Annotated in this window: 16 protein-coding genes; 6 read left to right on the top strand and 10 right to left on the bottom strand. The window is 66.8% G+C overall.

Annotated elements, in window-relative coordinates; genetic code table 11:
• The first annotated feature begins 291 nt into the window (after window positions 1–291).
• Complete coding sequence (locus FX134_RS06680; RefSeq protein ID WP_080799437.1) at window positions 292–1,188, top strand: hypothetical protein; 897 nt, start codon at window positions 292–294, stop codon at window positions 1,186–1,188.
• Between the two features lie 517 nt (window positions 1,189–1,705).
• On the opposite strand, the gene FX134_RS06675 is transcribed toward FX134_RS06680, so the two are convergent.
• On the bottom strand, window positions 1,706–2,377 hold the full coding sequence (locus tag FX134_RS06675) for a Pr6Pr family membrane protein (protein WP_080799434.1): 672 nt from the start codon (window positions 2,375–2,377) through the stop codon (window positions 1,706–1,708).
• Between the two features lie 348 nt (window positions 2,378–2,725).
• Between FX134_RS06675 and FX134_RS06670 the strand changes: the two genes are divergently transcribed.
• Complete coding sequence (locus tag FX134_RS06670; protein WP_080799431.1) at window positions 2,726–3,493, top strand: SDR family NAD(P)-dependent oxidoreductase; 768 nt, start codon at window positions 2,726–2,728, stop codon at window positions 3,491–3,493.
• Between the two features lie 75 nt (window positions 3,494–3,568).
• On the opposite strand, the gene FX134_RS06665 is transcribed toward FX134_RS06670, so the two are convergent.
• From FX134_RS06665 to FX134_RS06655, 3 genes are all read right to left on the bottom strand, one after another.
• Window positions 3,569–4,816, bottom strand: coding sequence for an MFS transporter (locus tag FX134_RS06665; RefSeq protein WP_080799428.1), 1,248 nt, complete (start codon window positions 4,814–4,816; stop codon window positions 3,569–3,571).
• 193 nt (window positions 4,817–5,009) lie between these two features.
• Entirely contained in the window at window positions 5,010–5,873 is an 864-nt protein-coding gene (locus FX134_RS06660) for a GH25 family lysozyme (protein WP_232050863.1), read from the bottom strand.
• A 259-nt stretch (window positions 5,874–6,132) separates the two neighbouring features.
• Complete coding sequence (locus FX134_RS06655) at window positions 6,133–6,864, bottom strand: transglycosylase domain-containing protein (RefSeq protein WP_080799425.1); 732 nt, start codon at window positions 6,862–6,864, stop codon at window positions 6,133–6,135.
• A 232-nt stretch (window positions 6,865–7,096) separates the two neighbouring features.
• Here FX134_RS06655 and FX134_RS06650 point away from each other — a divergent pair, with 232 nt between their 5' ends.
• Window positions 7,097–7,504, top strand: coding sequence for an RrF2 family transcriptional regulator (locus FX134_RS06650; RefSeq protein WP_080799423.1), 408 nt, complete (start codon window positions 7,097–7,099; stop codon window positions 7,502–7,504).
• Between the two features lie 47 nt (window positions 7,505–7,551).
• Here FX134_RS06650 and FX134_RS06645 read toward each other — a convergent pair whose 3' ends face one another.
• The 4 genes from FX134_RS06645 to FX134_RS06630 form a co-directional block, all read right to left on the bottom strand.
• On the bottom strand, window positions 7,552–8,268 hold the full coding sequence (locus FX134_RS06645) for an ABC-2 transporter permease (RefSeq protein WP_080799421.1): 717 nt from the start codon (window positions 8,266–8,268) through the stop codon (window positions 7,552–7,554).
• Window position 8,269: 1 nt separating this feature from the next.
• The gene (locus tag FX134_RS06640) at window positions 8,270–8,971 is read right to left on the bottom strand and encodes an ABC-2 transporter permease (protein ID WP_080799419.1); all 702 of its coding nucleotides are present in this window, start codon (window positions 8,969–8,971) and stop codon (window positions 8,270–8,272) included.
• Window positions 8,968–9,852: an ABC transporter ATP-binding protein gene (locus FX134_RS06635; protein ID WP_080799417.1), complete on the bottom strand. Its 885-nt coding sequence runs from the start codon at window positions 9,850–9,852 to the stop codon at window positions 8,968–8,970. Before FX134_RS06635 ends, FX134_RS06640 begins: the two co-directional genes overlap by 4 nt.
• Before the next feature lie 63 nt (window positions 9,853–9,915).
• Window positions 9,916–10,287: a GntR family transcriptional regulator gene (locus FX134_RS06630; protein WP_080799415.1), complete on the bottom strand. Its 372-nt coding sequence runs from the start codon at window positions 10,285–10,287 to the stop codon at window positions 9,916–9,918.
• A gap of 307 nt (window positions 10,288–10,594) precedes the next feature.
• Between FX134_RS06630 and FX134_RS06625 the strand changes: the two genes are divergently transcribed.
• Together FX134_RS06625 and FX134_RS06620 are read left to right on the top strand one after the other, a co-directional pair.
• Window positions 10,595–10,996, top strand: a complete 402-nt coding sequence (locus FX134_RS06625) for a type II toxin-antitoxin system RelB/DinJ family antitoxin (RefSeq protein WP_232050862.1) — start codon at window positions 10,595–10,597, stop codon at window positions 10,994–10,996.
• Window positions 10,980–11,426 (top strand): type II toxin-antitoxin system VapC family toxin, encoded by a 447-nt coding sequence (locus tag FX134_RS06620; RefSeq protein ID WP_080799413.1) that lies wholly within the window; start codon window positions 10,980–10,982, stop codon window positions 11,424–11,426. Before FX134_RS06625 ends, FX134_RS06620 begins: the two co-directional genes overlap by 17 nt.
• A gap of 3 nt (window positions 11,427–11,429) precedes the next feature.
• Here FX134_RS06620 and FX134_RS06615 read toward each other — a convergent pair whose 3' ends face one another.
• Window positions 11,430–12,224: an EFR1 family ferrodoxin gene (locus FX134_RS06615; RefSeq protein WP_080799410.1), complete on the bottom strand. Its 795-nt coding sequence runs from the start codon at window positions 12,222–12,224 to the stop codon at window positions 11,430–11,432.
• A gap of 110 nt (window positions 12,225–12,334) precedes the next feature.
• Here FX134_RS06615 and FX134_RS06610 point away from each other — a divergent pair, with 110 nt between their 5' ends.
• On the top strand, window positions 12,335–12,697 hold the full coding sequence (locus FX134_RS06610; protein WP_080799406.1) for an arsenate reductase family protein: 363 nt from the start codon (window positions 12,335–12,337) through the stop codon (window positions 12,695–12,697).
• Here the strand turns inward: FX134_RS06610 and dtd are convergent.
• Complete coding sequence (dtd, locus tag FX134_RS06605; RefSeq protein WP_080799403.1) at window positions 12,692–13,138, bottom strand: D-aminoacyl-tRNA deacylase; 447 nt, start codon at window positions 13,136–13,138, stop codon at window positions 12,692–12,694. The two genes, FX134_RS06610 and dtd, sit on opposite strands and share 6 nt — an antisense overlap.
• Window positions 13,139–13,163: the final 25 nt, after the last annotated feature.

Genomic DNA, 13,163 nt, shown 5'->3' with positions numbered 1-13,163 from the left:
GGGCCTTGCCGCGTATGAGATACCGCCCCGGACGACGCGTTCGTCCGGGGCGTCCGGCCTGTGATAAAATTCCGATTGTCTGAGCGAGCGCAGCCTCCGGTTGTCATCCTGAGCGGAGCGAACGAAGTGCGCGAAGTCGAAGGATCCCCCGCGGCGCCAGCAGGGAGCGTCACGGCTGACGCCGCACGGGATCCTTCGACTACGCGGCTTCGCCGCTCCGCTCAGGATGACAAAAGGGGCGGCTACGCTCGCTCAGATGACAAAGGGAGCGGCTTCGGGGGAAGGGGCGCCATGGGCGGGATATCGGTGATGGTGATGCTCTCGGTGATGGGCGCGCTCGCGTTCGTCATCCTGGGCGCGGTGGCCATCGCGCTCGCGGCCTTCATCGCCGCCACGGCGGTGAGCATCGTGTTCGCCTGCCGTACAAAGTCCCGTCACGAGCAGGGAAAGAAGCTCAAGGGACTCCTCGCCATCCCCATCGTGCTCTACGCCATCAGCATCCCCGTGCTCGTGTGGTTCGCCGTGGCGTGGGTGATCCCGCTGGCCACCGATGTGGAGGGCGACGAATTCCCCGACTTCACCCGGGCCGTCTCGCAGCATGACCCCGAGGCGCTGCAGGGCTGCTTCGACGCGCATGCGTTCGAATTCCCCGCCGAGGGCGACGAGTCGCTGCCCTCGTTGCTGGAGGCGGCCATAACCTACGACGACGCCGCCTGCGCCCAGCTGGTGCTGGAGGTGGCGGGGGCGCGCGGCATGCCCATCGACGTGAACGAGCCGCTGCCGTCGTACACGCTGAAGGGCGAGCCCTACGCCGCCGAGTACGCCCTCGTGCGCGCCGCGGGCCCCGATTTCCGCTCGGCGCGCATGATCGAGGTGCTGCTGGAGGCGGGCGCCGACCCGAACGCGTCGTCGCTGCGCGACCTCGAGGGCAGCCATCCGCTCCACCTGGTGTGCGGCGGGGCGTCGCTCTTCGGCATGACCGAAGATACGGCCGAACGGGTGCTGGGAGAGGTCGACGGGGCCATCGATGCGCTGCTCGCGCACGGCGCCGATCCTGCGGCGCTCAACGCCGAGGGCCGCACGCCGGGGGAGTGCTACCGCGCCTGGATCGACGGACTCGTGGACGACGGCCTGATCACCTGCGACCGCGCCGACCAGGCCATAGCCGCGCATCCCGGCCTACTCTGAGCGGGTGAAGCCCCCCCTTTTGTCATCCTGAGCGAGCGACGTGCCCCCCTGTCATTCTGAGCGGGCGAAGCGCCCCCCCTGTCATCCTGAGCGAGCGAAGCGAGTCGAAGGATCCCGCGCGGCGACAGCAGGGAGCGTCGCGTCTTCGGCGGCAGAGAATCGGAGGTTCTGACTCCACTTATGGCGCATAATCCCAGGGGGTGCCCTTTCCGATGTGAACAGGTCCCGGGGTCGGCCGGACCCTCTTCGGGTTTTCACCCGCTCTCGTGCACAGTTTTCGCCGCTCTGAAGGGTTTTCGGGGGTCCAGAGGCTCGCACGCGTGCCGGGCGGCGCGACTCGGATACGTTTCCCCTGGTCGCGGAAGGCGAGCTCCCGCCATATTGCCCGGCCGGGCTTCAGAGCGGCGAAAACCGTGCATCGGAGGGGCCGAAAAACCGAACGATCCGCTCGCCTCCCTCTCGACTCGCTTCGCTCGCTCGGGATGACAGGAGGGAGCGCTCACTGCGTTCGCTTCGCTCAGGATGACAATGTGCGCTTCCTGCCCACGCGGGCGAGCAGGCGGTCGAGGGCCACGTACGCGTACCCCAGCGCGATGAACGCCGCCACCAGTGCGACGACGGTCACGGCCACGCCTCCCACGCCGTTCGCGTCCACGTCGATGAAGGGGTAGGGGTAGCGCGACCCGGCCTTCGGCCCCATGTTCACGCCGAGCAGCCCCACCATGCCGAGCGCGTAGGCCAGATACGCCAGCGGAAACGCCATCCACACGAGGGGCCCCGCCAGGCTCATGCGGCCCTTCTCGTCGAACAGCAGCCAGTCGAGGATGCAGGCGATGGGCACGAGGTAATGCAGCGCCAGCACCGAGAAGCTGAACGTTCCATCGGGCATGATGAGCCCGCCGCCCAGCAGGAAGTGCGCCACCAGCCACGTGACGGTGACGGCCATCATGGCGGCGTACTTGAACGCGGGCGCCCACACCGCGTCGTCGCCGCGGTTGCGCGCGAGGTGCACGAGGGCGGCTGCGAAGTATGCCACGGCCGCCACGTTGCTCAGGTTCGTGAAGTAGAAGAAGAACCGCGGCTTGAACGCGCCCGCGAACAACCCCAGCTGCTCGAGCAGGGCCAGGCCGCCCACGACGACGATGAGGCACTTGAACGCGATGGATGCCGTGCGATTCCGAATTCTCATGAGGCCGCTTCCCGTCGATGCGATGATTCCACCCCTATGATGCCACAGCGGCAGGGTGGCTCGCGGGCGCGCGCGGCTCCTTCGTCCGTCGGTTGAGTCCCGCCCCGCTCCCGCTCGTCGCGGGAATCGCGCCGCTAACGTTGTGCGTTTGATGGAGGGCAGCCGCTTGCCGAACGGGGGCCGTCTCCCTCGGAGGCGAGCCGCCGGGCATCGGGCGCGCCACGATACCATACATGCCAGGGGCCGCTTCCATCCGGTGCGGCTCGCGCGGCTGCAAAGTGCGCTGACCAGGCGCCCAAAGCGGCGCTATGCAGGGACTGTTGGCTTCAAACGAGCGAAGGAGACGGCATGGACAGAGGTTTGAAAGGCAAAGTGGTGTTGATCACCGGCGGCGGCGGCGGCATCGCGCGCGGCATCGAGCGGGCGTTCGCGGCCGAGGGCACGAAGTTCATCCTCACCGACCTGTTCCCCGGCGGCATGGCCGAGGCTAAGGAGGAGCTCGAGCGCGAGTTCGGCGCCGAGGTGTTCACCTACCTGGCCAACGGATCGGTCGAGTCCGAGGTGAAGGAAGCCGTCGACGCGGGCGCCGCGCACTTCGGCGGGCAGATCGACGTGCTGATCAACAACGCGCAGGCCTCGGCCTCGGGCCTCACCCTCATCGAGCACACCGAGGAGGACTTCGACCTGGCCGTGCGCTCGGGCCTGTACGCGACGTTCTTCTACATGAAGCACTGCTACCCCTACCTCAAGAAGACGGCGGGCTCGGTGATCAACTTCGCCTCCGGCGCCGGCATCGGCGGCAACCCGGGGCAGAGCTCCTACGCCGCTGCGAAAGAGGGCATCCGCGGCATGAGCCGCGTGGCCGCCTCCGAGTGGGGCGAGGACGACATCAACGTCAACATCGTGTGCCCGCTCGTCATGACGAAGATCCTCGAGGAGTGGCGCGATAACAACCCCGAGATGTACGAGAAGAACATCAAGGGCATCCCGCTGGGCCGCTTCGGCGACGCGGAGAAGGACGTGGGACGCGTGTGCGTGTTCCTGGCCAGCGACGACGCGTCGTTCGTGACCGGCGACACCATCATCGTGCAGGGCGGCTCGGGCATGAAGCCGTAGGCTTTTTCCTGATCTTCTCTGCGAAGGGCCCGGCCGGGCGCGGCGTGAGCGCGCGAGGCCGGGCCCTTCGTCGTGTCATCGGTCGAGGGCGCGCACGCTCTTCGGCAGGTAGAGCACAGCGCCCAGCGCCAGGCACGCAAGGCCGTCCACCACGAAGAACGGCGCGATGCCGATGGCCTCGGCCAGTACGCCGCCCAGAGCGATGCCCACCGGGGAGGCCAGCCCGAACGCCGCCATGGCGAATCCGAGCGCGCGACCGTTCTTCTCGGGCGCCACGTTCTTCTGGATGAGCGTGATGAACGGCCCGTTGAACCAGGCGCACGCCATGGCCATGACGGCGCACAGCACGGCGAACGCGGGGAACATGTCGGGCGCGAGCAGCCCGCACGCCGTGGTGGTGGCTCCCACGATGAGCAGCGCCACCGCCATGAGTCCGGCCAGGCGCTTTCCGCCGCCCCATGCCATAAGCACGCCCGAGCCTGCGATCATGCCGATGCCCCAGGTGGCTTCCACGATGGACGCCGCGTAGCCGTCGCCGTTGAAGTGGTCGTAGGTCATGAGCGGGAACACCGCGCTGAGCGGCGCGAACGCGATCATCCCCACGGTGATGCCGGCCAGCAGCACCACGAGCCCGCGCGTGGCGGCAAGCGCCCGCCATCCGTCGCGCAGGTTCGCCAGCACGTGCTGGTCGTCGGTGGAGGTGTCGTGCATGGTGGGAATCTTGGCCAGCGCCAGGCCGCCCACGGCCATGAGCGCCCCGAAGAAGTCCAGGAACATGACCGCATGGAAGCCGATGGTGGTGTACAGGAAGATGCCGAACGCCGGCGCGGCGATGGAAGCCACCGACATGAGCAGCTGGTCGAGCGTGTTGATGCGCAGCAGGTGCTTCTCGGGCACGAGCAGCGGCATGGCGGCCATCATGGCGGGCCCGTGGAACGCCTGCCCGATGCTGCGCACCACCACCATCACCAGGATGAGGCCGAATGTCACGTGCCCCATGAGGATGATGATGCCCAGTGCGAGCGACACCAGGCCTATTCCCAGGTCGGCCGCTATCATGACGGCTTTGCGGTTGTACTTGTCGGCCACCACGCCGCCGAAGGGGGAGAGCAGCCCCTGGGGCAGGTACGCGCAGATGGTGGCGGCGGACAGCATGAGCGCGCTGCCGGTGGTCTCGGTGACGTACCACACGGCGGCGAATCCGGCGGCGTAGCTGGTGACCATGGAAACGGCCTGGCCGGCCCAGATGGTGACGATGATGGCGAGCCAGCGCTTGGGCAGCGGCAGGCCGGCGGCGCTCAGAGGCGCGGTTGATTCGGTCATGGAAGACTCCTCGATGAGATGGCTGGTTGGCGGCTTCCAGCATGCGGTAGCGAACGCGGTTGCGCCACCTATTCCAGATGGAACGTGTGCTGAAAGGGGAAACTACACGTTGCGGCGAACTAGCGGCAGCGGCGACCGGCCATCGAGATCAGAGCTCCTTGCAGGATCGAGCGGAAATGCGCCGCCCAGTGTATCATGCGCCGGCCTTCTCGCCAAGCAGCAGCAGGTTGAGGTCGACGCTCGCGGAGATGCCCGCCACGGATCCGGCGTTGGTGTACTGCCATACGGCGAAGTCGAACTGCGCGGTGGGCTGCTCCGCATCGTACTCCGCGAACCACACGGGGCGGTCGCCGAGCGCCGCGCGGTCGTAGCGGGCCATGTCGCCCTTGTTGCCATAGACGGCGGTGGCGTAGCCGGCGGCTTCGAAGCGCTCGCAGAACGCGAGGGCGCAGGCCGTGAGCGTCTCGCGGTCGATGCCGTTCGCGCGGCCGGCCGCGTCGGACACGGGCTCGTGGTCGTACGCGACGGGCAGCGCGAGGGCGCGGCCGTCCAGCAGCTTGAGCGCGAACTCGGCCTCTTCGGCGGCCTCCTCCTCGCTCGTGGCCTGCGAGAAGAAGTACGCGCCCACGTCGAGCCCGGCCGCCGTCGCGCCGTCGATGTTCTCGGTGCCGCGCGCGTCGGCGTAGAGCGCGCCCTCGGTGTAGCCGCGGTTGCCGATGCGCACGAAGACGAAGTCGACGCCGTCTGCGGCCACGGCCTGCCAGTCGATGTACCCCTGATGGTCGGACACGTCCACGCCCAGCTGGGAGCGCAGGGTCCCGTCCTCGTAGTAGGCCAGGCGGTCGCCGTCGCGCTCCAGGCCCGCCTCCCAGTCGTAGGGGCTCGCGTAGGGCGCGGTAGGCGCGCTTGTCGCAGGCGCGTCGCAGCGCCCGAGCATCAGGCCGGCGGCGAGGATGATGAGCGCCGCCGCGGCGAGTGCGCCCACGATGAGCGCGGGGGACGGCGGGGCGGGAGGGACGGTGCGCCTTCGCAGGCGCTTATGCGTGCGCTGTTCCATGCCGGCTATCCTACCAAAGCCCCCCGCATGCACGGCCTGCCATCCCCTCGATTCCAGAATCCCGTCATCCCCCCTTGTCATCCTGAGCGAGCGAAGCGAGTCGAAGGATCCCCCCGCGGCGCCAGCCGTGACGCTCCCTGTTGGCACCGCACGGGATCCTTCGACTCGCTGCGCTCGCTCAGGATGACAAAGCGCACGCTGACCTGCGATATGTCAATCTTGGTTTAACAGAGAGCCTCTCGGTTGCCATTGCGTTTGCCTAGGCTGCCAGGATGACGGCAACCTCGCGGGAGCTCAGGTAGTCGTAGCGCATCATCTTCTCCAGCACGTGCTCCTGGCGTCTGCGGGCCAGATCGAGGTTCTCGCCCAGCGCGTAGGCGCTCGGGGCGTTCGGGATGCCGGCCAGCAGGGTGCACTCGTCGTCGGTGAGCTCGGCGGGGCGCTTGTCGAAGTAGCCCTCGCTCGCCGGGCCGATGCCGGTGAACCCGTCGCCGAAGTAGATGGAGTTCACGTACAGCTCCAGGATCTCGCGCTTCGAGAAGTGCTGCTCCATCGTGAAGGCCATGAACACCTCGGCCACCTTGCGCTCGACGGTCTGTTCCTGCGTGAAGTATTGGTTCTTCGCCAGCTGCTGGGTGATGGTGCTGCCGCCCTCCACGATGGCACCGGCCTTGAGGTCGTTCACGAGGGCGCGCCCCGTGGCGATGATGTCGAAGCCGGGGTGCGCGTAGAAGCGGTGGTCCTCCACGGCGATGACCGCCTGCAGGTACAGATCGGGCAGCTCGTCGATGGGCGTGAAGCCCTTCTCCTGCCGGATGCTCGCCGCCATGTCGTCGAGGCTCGTCCGTTCAAGCGCCTCCTGATACAGGTTGAATCCGCGTGCGACGAAGAAGGCGGCGATCACCGCGACCAGGATGAGGACCATGACGAACGCCCCTCCGATAAAGAGGGCGACGGTCTCCCTGGTCGTGCGATGCCTCGCTTTTGCCATGGGCTCCTCCTTTGCTGCGGTCGGCTCGCGGTTTTTCCGTACTTGCCAGTAAACCAGACGCTCCTTAACGCTGCCTTACCGACCGCTTGCCACAGCCTTACATTCCTGCAAGGAGCTGCGAACTTGATCGCGCGGCAGCTGCGGTATACTGAGACAAGCGCACGCGCGCGGGGCCCAGCGCCAAAAGGGCCGGGACCCGGTGCCGTGCACGAAGGCGAGAGGACGGTGCGTCATGATGATTTCCACGCGGGGCCGCTACGCGTTGCGGCTCGCCATCGACGTCGCGAAGCAGGGCGAAGGCGGCGCCCTCGTGACGATGCGGCAGGTCGCCGAGCAGGAGGGCCTGTCGGTGAAGTACCTCGAGCAGCTGGGCGCGGCCCTCGTGAAGGCGGGCGTGCTCAAGAGCATCCGCGGCGTGAGCGGGGGCTACCTGCTGGCGCGGCCGGCGGGGGAGATCACGGCGGGCGACGTCCTGCGCGCCACGGAGGGAAGCTGCGCGCCGGTGTCGTGCGTGGACGACGCCTCCGCGTGCCCGCGCAGCGACGAGTGCGTCGCGCGCACGTTCTGGCACGGCCTGGACAAGACCATCGAGGACTACGTGGACGGCGTCTCCCTGGAGGACCTCGTGAAGATGAAGTAGGGAGCGGGCGTGACAAAGGCGTGACAAAGGGACGGGACGGCCACCCGTCAGAAGCCCCGCTTCCGGCACAGGCGGTAGGTGAGCCAGGCGGAGGCGGCGTAGAGGGCGCACGCCACAACCAGCAGCCCGGCCGTTACCACGACGGCGCCTTCGGGCGTGGTGGCGAACGCCATGAACGCGCTCGCGTCGAAGCCGCTTCCCGGGCGCAGGAGGACGGGTGCCAGCGGGAACACCATCATGAACAGCACCGGCACGAACTGCACCGTCCGCGTGTACCCCAGGCGCATGGCCAGGGGCAGCGACACGCCCGCCATCACGAGCGGGATGAACAGGGACGCGGCGATGGACAGCGCCATTATCGATCCGTCGAACAGGTACGGGTAGCGCATGGCCGCGGTGAGCGCGGGTGCCCAGAGCACGCACGCCTCGGCCACCAGGCACCCCGCCACGCCCACGGCTACGCCCGCCGCCGACATCGCGGCCAGCACCGCGTAGCGGCCGAGCACCGCGTCGCGTCGCGTGAAGGGCATGGCCAGGCGAAACCCCTGCCAGCCGTTACGCTCGTCGTTCATCAGGAGTATCTGCATGGCCATGAGGGGGACGAGCAGCCCGGTATAGAGGGTGATCCACGGCAGGGGCCCCATGACGGCCATGCACACGACGGTTATCACCGCCAGGATGGCCAGGTACTTCGCCGTCCTGCGCTTCACCACGGCGAAGTCGACCAGGAAGGCGGCCTTCACGGAGCCCCCGCCCGCGCCCACGCTAGAACTCCCGCTTTTGGTACAGCTTCACGGACAGAACGCACGACGCCGCGGCCAGCACGGCCACTGCGGCAACCACCGCCGCGGAGAGCCCGATCGTGCCGGCAGGTGTGACGGCCCAGGTGATGAGGTCGACGAGGAACTGCGGCGCCGGGCCCGCGTTCTGGAGCAGCGGCCCGACGAAGAGCATTCCCAAGATGAACACGAGCGGGAGGAAGCGCACGGCCTTCGTCATGCCGAAGCGCGCCACCAGCGGAAGCGCGATGAGCCATAGGACGAGCGAACCCGCGATGGAGGCCACCGACACGCCCACCACCAGCTGCCAGTCCAGCCCCACAACCAGGGTGGCCAGCAGCGGCACAGTCGGCATGAGCTGAGCCAGCGCGAACACGATACCCATGAGAACCAGGCCGAACACCAGGCCGATGAACGTCATGATGAGGAAGGTGGCGTAGCGCCCGCAGATGATGCTCGCGCGCGAGAGCGGCAGCGTGAGGCGGAACTCATCCCAGTTGTTGCGCTCGTCGAAGGCCACCAGCGTGAAGCCCACCGAGTAGGACATCATGAGGGTGGCGATGGGCACGATGGCCAAAGCGGTTTGCGTGGACACGGCGAGGACGACGGACACCACCACGCCCAGCACCAGCTGGGACACCGCGAGCTTCTTGGCGGTGAGCAGGTCGAACATAAGCATGGACTTCATCGCGCCTCTCCCTTCAGCATGAGCGACATGTACGAGTCGATGTCGGCGCGCTCAAGCGCCACCTGGGGGAAGCGCGCGGCGAACGCCTGGCGGTCGGGCACGAGCACCGCGGTGCCGTAGACGCTGCGCTCGAAGCGCATGGTGCCGCGCGCGAAGATGCCGCTGTCCACGATGGCGTCGAACTCGGCCGCGCGGCACTGCGCCACGCCGGCCACGTCGGTGATGGCGTCCTTCTCAAGGGCGAACACGATGCGTCCCTCGTCGATGCACACGATGTAGTCGGCTATCTTCTCCAAATCGCTCGTGATGTGGCTGGACATGAGGATGCCGCGATGCTCGTTCATGAACAAGCGCAGCGTGTCTAAGGCCTCGTCGCGGGCCAGGGGGTCGAGGCCTGCCGTGGCCTCGTCGAGCACCAGCAGGTCGGGGTCGTGCGCCAGCGCGCAGGCCAGCGACAGCTTCATGCCCATGCCGCGCGACAGGTCCTTCACCGTCTTGCCCGCGGGCAGGCCCAGCTGCTGGACGAGCGTGCGGAACTTCCCGGGATTCCAGTTCTTGTAGCAGTGCCTCATCAGCTTGCCCACCGCCTCCACGGTGAGCTCTTCCGGAAACGAGCAGGTGTCGAACACCACGCCGATGCGCTGCTTGAGCTCGGCCAGGCGCTTCTCGGGCGCGCTGGTCACCTCCTCGCCGAACAGCGAGATAGAGCCGCCGTCGGGGAAGATGAGGCCCAGGATGGCCTTGATGGTGGTGGTCTTGCCGGCGCCGTTGGAGCCGATGAAGCCCACCACGCTGCCGGCGGGCACGCTGAAGGAGACGCCCTCGAGGTCGAAGCCCTCGTAGTGCTTCTCCAGGTTCTGTATGCGAAGCAGATCGCCCATAAGTCGTCACTTTCTTTCCGTGGCCGCGCGCGGCCCGAGGGCGGTGCGGCGCGGTATACGTTCCTAGTCTTCCGTCAAAAGGTCGAGCATGTCGTGGAGCACGGCCGGTGCGACGCCGGCCGTGCGGGCCTCGTCCACCGCGCGGGTGAGCAGCTCCTCGATGTGGCGCAGACGCTCCTCGCGCAGAAGCTCCATGTTGCCGCCGGCGACGAAGCTGCCCTTGCCCTGCACCGTCTCGATGAACCCTTGGGCCTCGAGGTCGGCGTAGGCGCGCTTGGTGGTGATCACGCTGATGCGCAAATCGTTCGCCAGCGCGCGCATCGAGGGAAGCTGGGCGCCCTCCGCGAGCGTGCCGCCGAGGATGAGGCTTTTCATCTGGGCGGTTATCTGCTCGTAGATGGGCTTGTCGCTTGCGTTCGAGATGATGATGTCCACGGTGCTCCTGTTCCAGTCTCCCGCTTGCTCGGCGGGGCAGTGCGCAGGTGCAGGGGCGTCCCCGCCGCACCCGGGTGGCACGTCGCGGCGTCCCGCTTCGTGCCGGAAGGCGCGCGGGCACGTTCCCCGTTTGCCTTCCCTCGGGTCGCCATGCGCGAACATGCCGTGCATGGTGTATATACCCGATATGCACACTATAAACACCGTGCGCACGAGCTGTCAAGACGTTCCCGAAGTTTTTCATGGCAGGCATTGCTTGTAATACGGTATTACTCTATAGTGGGAAAGAAAGGAAGCGAGGTGCGGTATGGATGCCGTGATGGACAAAGGCACTGCAAAGAAGGTTCCGAAGAAAGCGGGCGGCAGCGCTTCGGCGATGCCCGGTCGCACAGATCCCGTCGTCACCGCACGCGTGCCTGCGGAGATCAGGGACCAGGGGAACAAGGTGCTGAAGAAGATCGGTTCCACGCCAACGGAGCTGGTCAATGCCGCTTACCAGTACGTTATCGATCATGAGGCGCTTCCGACGTCCGCACCCTCGCTCGAAGATTTGAAGAACAAGCGCCGCACGCTCACTCCTGAACAGAAGGAGAAGGTACAAAAGCGCATGCGGGAGACGAGGCTCAACGCGCCTGAGGAGTGGGAGGCCAAATCGTTCAAGGAGCTGCTCGACGAGGCACGGGAGGAACGCTATGCGCGCTTTGCTTGACACCAACGTCATTATCGATCTTTTCACCGGTCGCCCGCCAGAAGGCGATGCAGCTGCGAAGCTCCAGGTCATGCAGGTGCTCGGGGATATAGAGCTATGGGTTTCCGCCAAGTCTTTCACCGACGTATTCTATGTGATGCGCAAAGAGAACGAGAGTGCGAACGTCCAGCAGACATTCATCAAAAGCTTGGAGTACCTCAAGGTGTGCGCCGTGGACGCGGATGATATCCGGCAGACTGCGGAGCGGTGCTGGCTCGATTTCGAGGACTGCCTCATCGATGTATGTGCGGAGAAAGTGAAGGCCGACGTGCTTTTGACGCGCGATGAGAAGGGGTTCGCGCGGTCGAGCATTGCCTGTTGCTCTCCGAAGGCCTTTTTCGATCGTCTCGAGCATGAACACGGCATCGTCTACGAAGAGGTGGAGTGGTAGGCGTCACACGCCCTTCGCGGTGGCGAGGACGGGGTTCACGTAGCGGCCGCGCGTCTCGGTGGCCTTGCCGTACTGGATGGAGTTCGTGGGGCAGCGGTGCAGGCAGGCGAGGCATTGCGTGCAGCCCAGCTCCGTCCAGCGCGGCGCGCCCTCGATCATGGTGATGGTGTTGGTGGGGCAGAGCTCGGCGCAGCGGCCGCAGTGGATGCAGGTGGGCAGCGTGTAGAACTCGGAGGTGGAGCGCGGCTTCTCGTCTTTCTCGTTGAACGCGCTCATGAGCACGCCGAAGGGGTTGCGGCGCTCGGCATGCACGCGCTCGCGCGCGGCGATGCGCTCGGACGCCTTGCGCGCCTCCAGCTCGGCGTGGGCGAGCAGCTGCTCGCGCCTCTTCCCCTCGGCCGGCGCGTACAGAAACGTGCAGTTGCCCACCGAGCGAATGCTGAACGACGCGTCCAGGTTGATGCCCTGGGCGGCTAGCAGACGCTTGCCGAAGATGCGCGCCGTGTTGCCGATGAAGCCGCCGCCGCAGGTGACCACGGCGAAGCAGTAGCCGGGGGCGAACGTCTCCTTGTTGCCGGTGCGGAACTGCGCGCGCTCGATGAACGCGTCCACGATGGGCGGCGTCGTCCAGTTGTAGGTGGGGAAGACGAAGCCCAGCTGCTCGCCCTGCTCGAGCGTGAAGTCGAAGTCCTTGTACTTGTAGGACGCGCCGATGTCCACGAGCATATCGTCGGTTGCCTTGGCGATGGCCATCGCGGCCGCGAGCGAGTTGCCGGTTCCGCTGAAGTAGAAGATCATGGCGCGTCCTTTCCGCGTTCGTTCGCCTTCCAGTATAGCAAACGACCTGCGCGCGGTGCCCGACGGCGCGGCCGTTTGCTATCATGAGCCGCGAGAGAAAGGAGGCCGTCATGGCCGACGTGCTGTTCATCGAGTATCCGAAGTGCTCCACCTGCAAGAAGGCGAAGGCGTGGCTCGACGCGCACGGCGTGGCGTATGCGGACCGCCACATCGTGGAGGACAACCCGACCGCCGAGGAGCTGGCGGCGTGGCACGAGAAGAGCGGACTGCCGCTGCGCCGCTTCTTCAACACCAGCGGCATACTCTACCGCGAGCGCAACGTGAAGGCGCTGCTCGATGCGGGGATGTCCGACGAGGAGGCCTACGCGCTGCTCGCCGAGAACGGCATGCTGGTGAAGCGCCCGCTCGTGGTGGGCGAGGATTTCGTGCTGGTGGGCTTCAAGGAAGCCGAGTGGGAGGCCGCGCTGCTATAGCTCGTCGGTGTCCAGCCACAGCGTGAAGGGACCGTCGTTCACCAGGCGCAAGTCCATGTACGCGCCGAAGCGGCCGGTTTCCACGCGGGGGACGTCGCGGCGGGCGCGTTCGACGAACCATTCGTAGAGGCGGTTGGCCTCGTCGGGCGCGCCGGCGCCGGTGAACGAGGGACGGTTTCCCTTCTTGCAGCTGGCGAACAGCGTGAACTGCGACACGACCAGGACCTCGCCGCCCACGTCGGCGAGTGAGAGGTTGGTCTTGCCGGCCTCGTCCTCGAAGATGCGCAGGCGGCCGATCTTGCTCCACAGGCGCTCGGCCTGCTCTTCGCCGTCGTCGTGGCCGACGCCGAGCAGGATGACGAGGCCCCGCCCGATGCTGCCCGCCGTGACGCCTTCGATGTCCACCTGCGCGCTCGAGACGCGTTGCACCACTGCCCGCATGAAATTCCCTTCTCTGCGTTGTCGT

Origin of the sequence: Arabiibacter massiliensis, from assembly GCF_902386925.1 — a bacterium.
In the GTDB taxonomy this organism is placed as follows: domain Bacteria; phylum Actinomycetota; class Coriobacteriia; order Coriobacteriales; family Eggerthellaceae; genus Arabiibacter; species Arabiibacter massiliensis.
The sequence above is the reverse complement of the archived record's forward strand: the minus strand, read 5'-3'. Positions and strand labels throughout refer to the sequence as shown.

What these genes read in the sequence shown, in the direction of transcription:
- FX134_RS06680 (WP_080799437.1), top strand. Translation starts at nt 292, where the DNA reads ATGGGCGGGATATCGGTGATGGTGATGCTCTCGGTGATGGGCGCGCTC.
- FX134_RS06675 (WP_080799434.1), bottom strand. Translation starts at nt 2,377, where the DNA reads ATGAGAATTCGGAATCGCACGGCATCCATCGCGTTCAAGTGCCTCATC.
- FX134_RS06670 (WP_080799431.1), top strand. Translation starts at nt 2,726, where the DNA reads ATGGACAGAGGTTTGAAAGGCAAAGTGGTGTTGATCACCGGCGGCGGC.
- FX134_RS06665 (WP_080799428.1), bottom strand. Translation starts at nt 4,816, where the DNA reads ATGACCGAATCAACCGCGCCTCTGAGCGCCGCCGGCCTGCCGCTGCCC.
- FX134_RS06660 (WP_232050863.1), bottom strand. Translation starts at nt 5,873, where the DNA reads ATGGAACAGCGCACGCATAAGCGCCTGCGAAGGCGCACCGTCCCTCCC.
- FX134_RS06655 (WP_080799425.1), bottom strand. Translation starts at nt 6,864, where the DNA reads ATGGCAAAAGCGAGGCATCGCACGACCAGGGAGACCGTCGCCCTCTTT.
- FX134_RS06650 (WP_080799423.1), top strand. Translation starts at nt 7,097, where the DNA reads ATGATGATTTCCACGCGGGGCCGCTACGCGTTGCGGCTCGCCATCGAC.
- FX134_RS06640 (WP_080799419.1), bottom strand. Translation starts at nt 8,971, where the DNA reads ATGAAGTCCATGCTTATGTTCGACCTGCTCACCGCCAAGAAGCTCGCG.
- FX134_RS06635 (WP_080799417.1), bottom strand. Translation starts at nt 9,852, where the DNA reads ATGGGCGATCTGCTTCGCATACAGAACCTGGAGAAGCACTACGAGGGC.
- FX134_RS06625 (WP_232050862.1), top strand. Translation starts at nt 10,595, where the DNA reads ATGGATGCCGTGATGGACAAAGGCACTGCAAAGAAGGTTCCGAAGAAA.
- FX134_RS06620 (WP_080799413.1), top strand. Translation starts at nt 10,980, where the DNA reads ATGCGCGCTTTGCTTGACACCAACGTCATTATCGATCTTTTCACCGGT.
- FX134_RS06615 (WP_080799410.1), bottom strand. Translation starts at nt 12,224, where the DNA reads ATGATCTTCTACTTCAGCGGAACCGGCAACTCGCTCGCGGCCGCGATG.
- FX134_RS06610 (WP_080799406.1), top strand. Translation starts at nt 12,335, where the DNA reads ATGGCCGACGTGCTGTTCATCGAGTATCCGAAGTGCTCCACCTGCAAG.
- dtd (WP_080799403.1), bottom strand. Translation starts at nt 13,138, where the DNA reads ATGCGGGCAGTGGTGCAACGCGTCTCGAGCGCGCAGGTGGACATCGAA.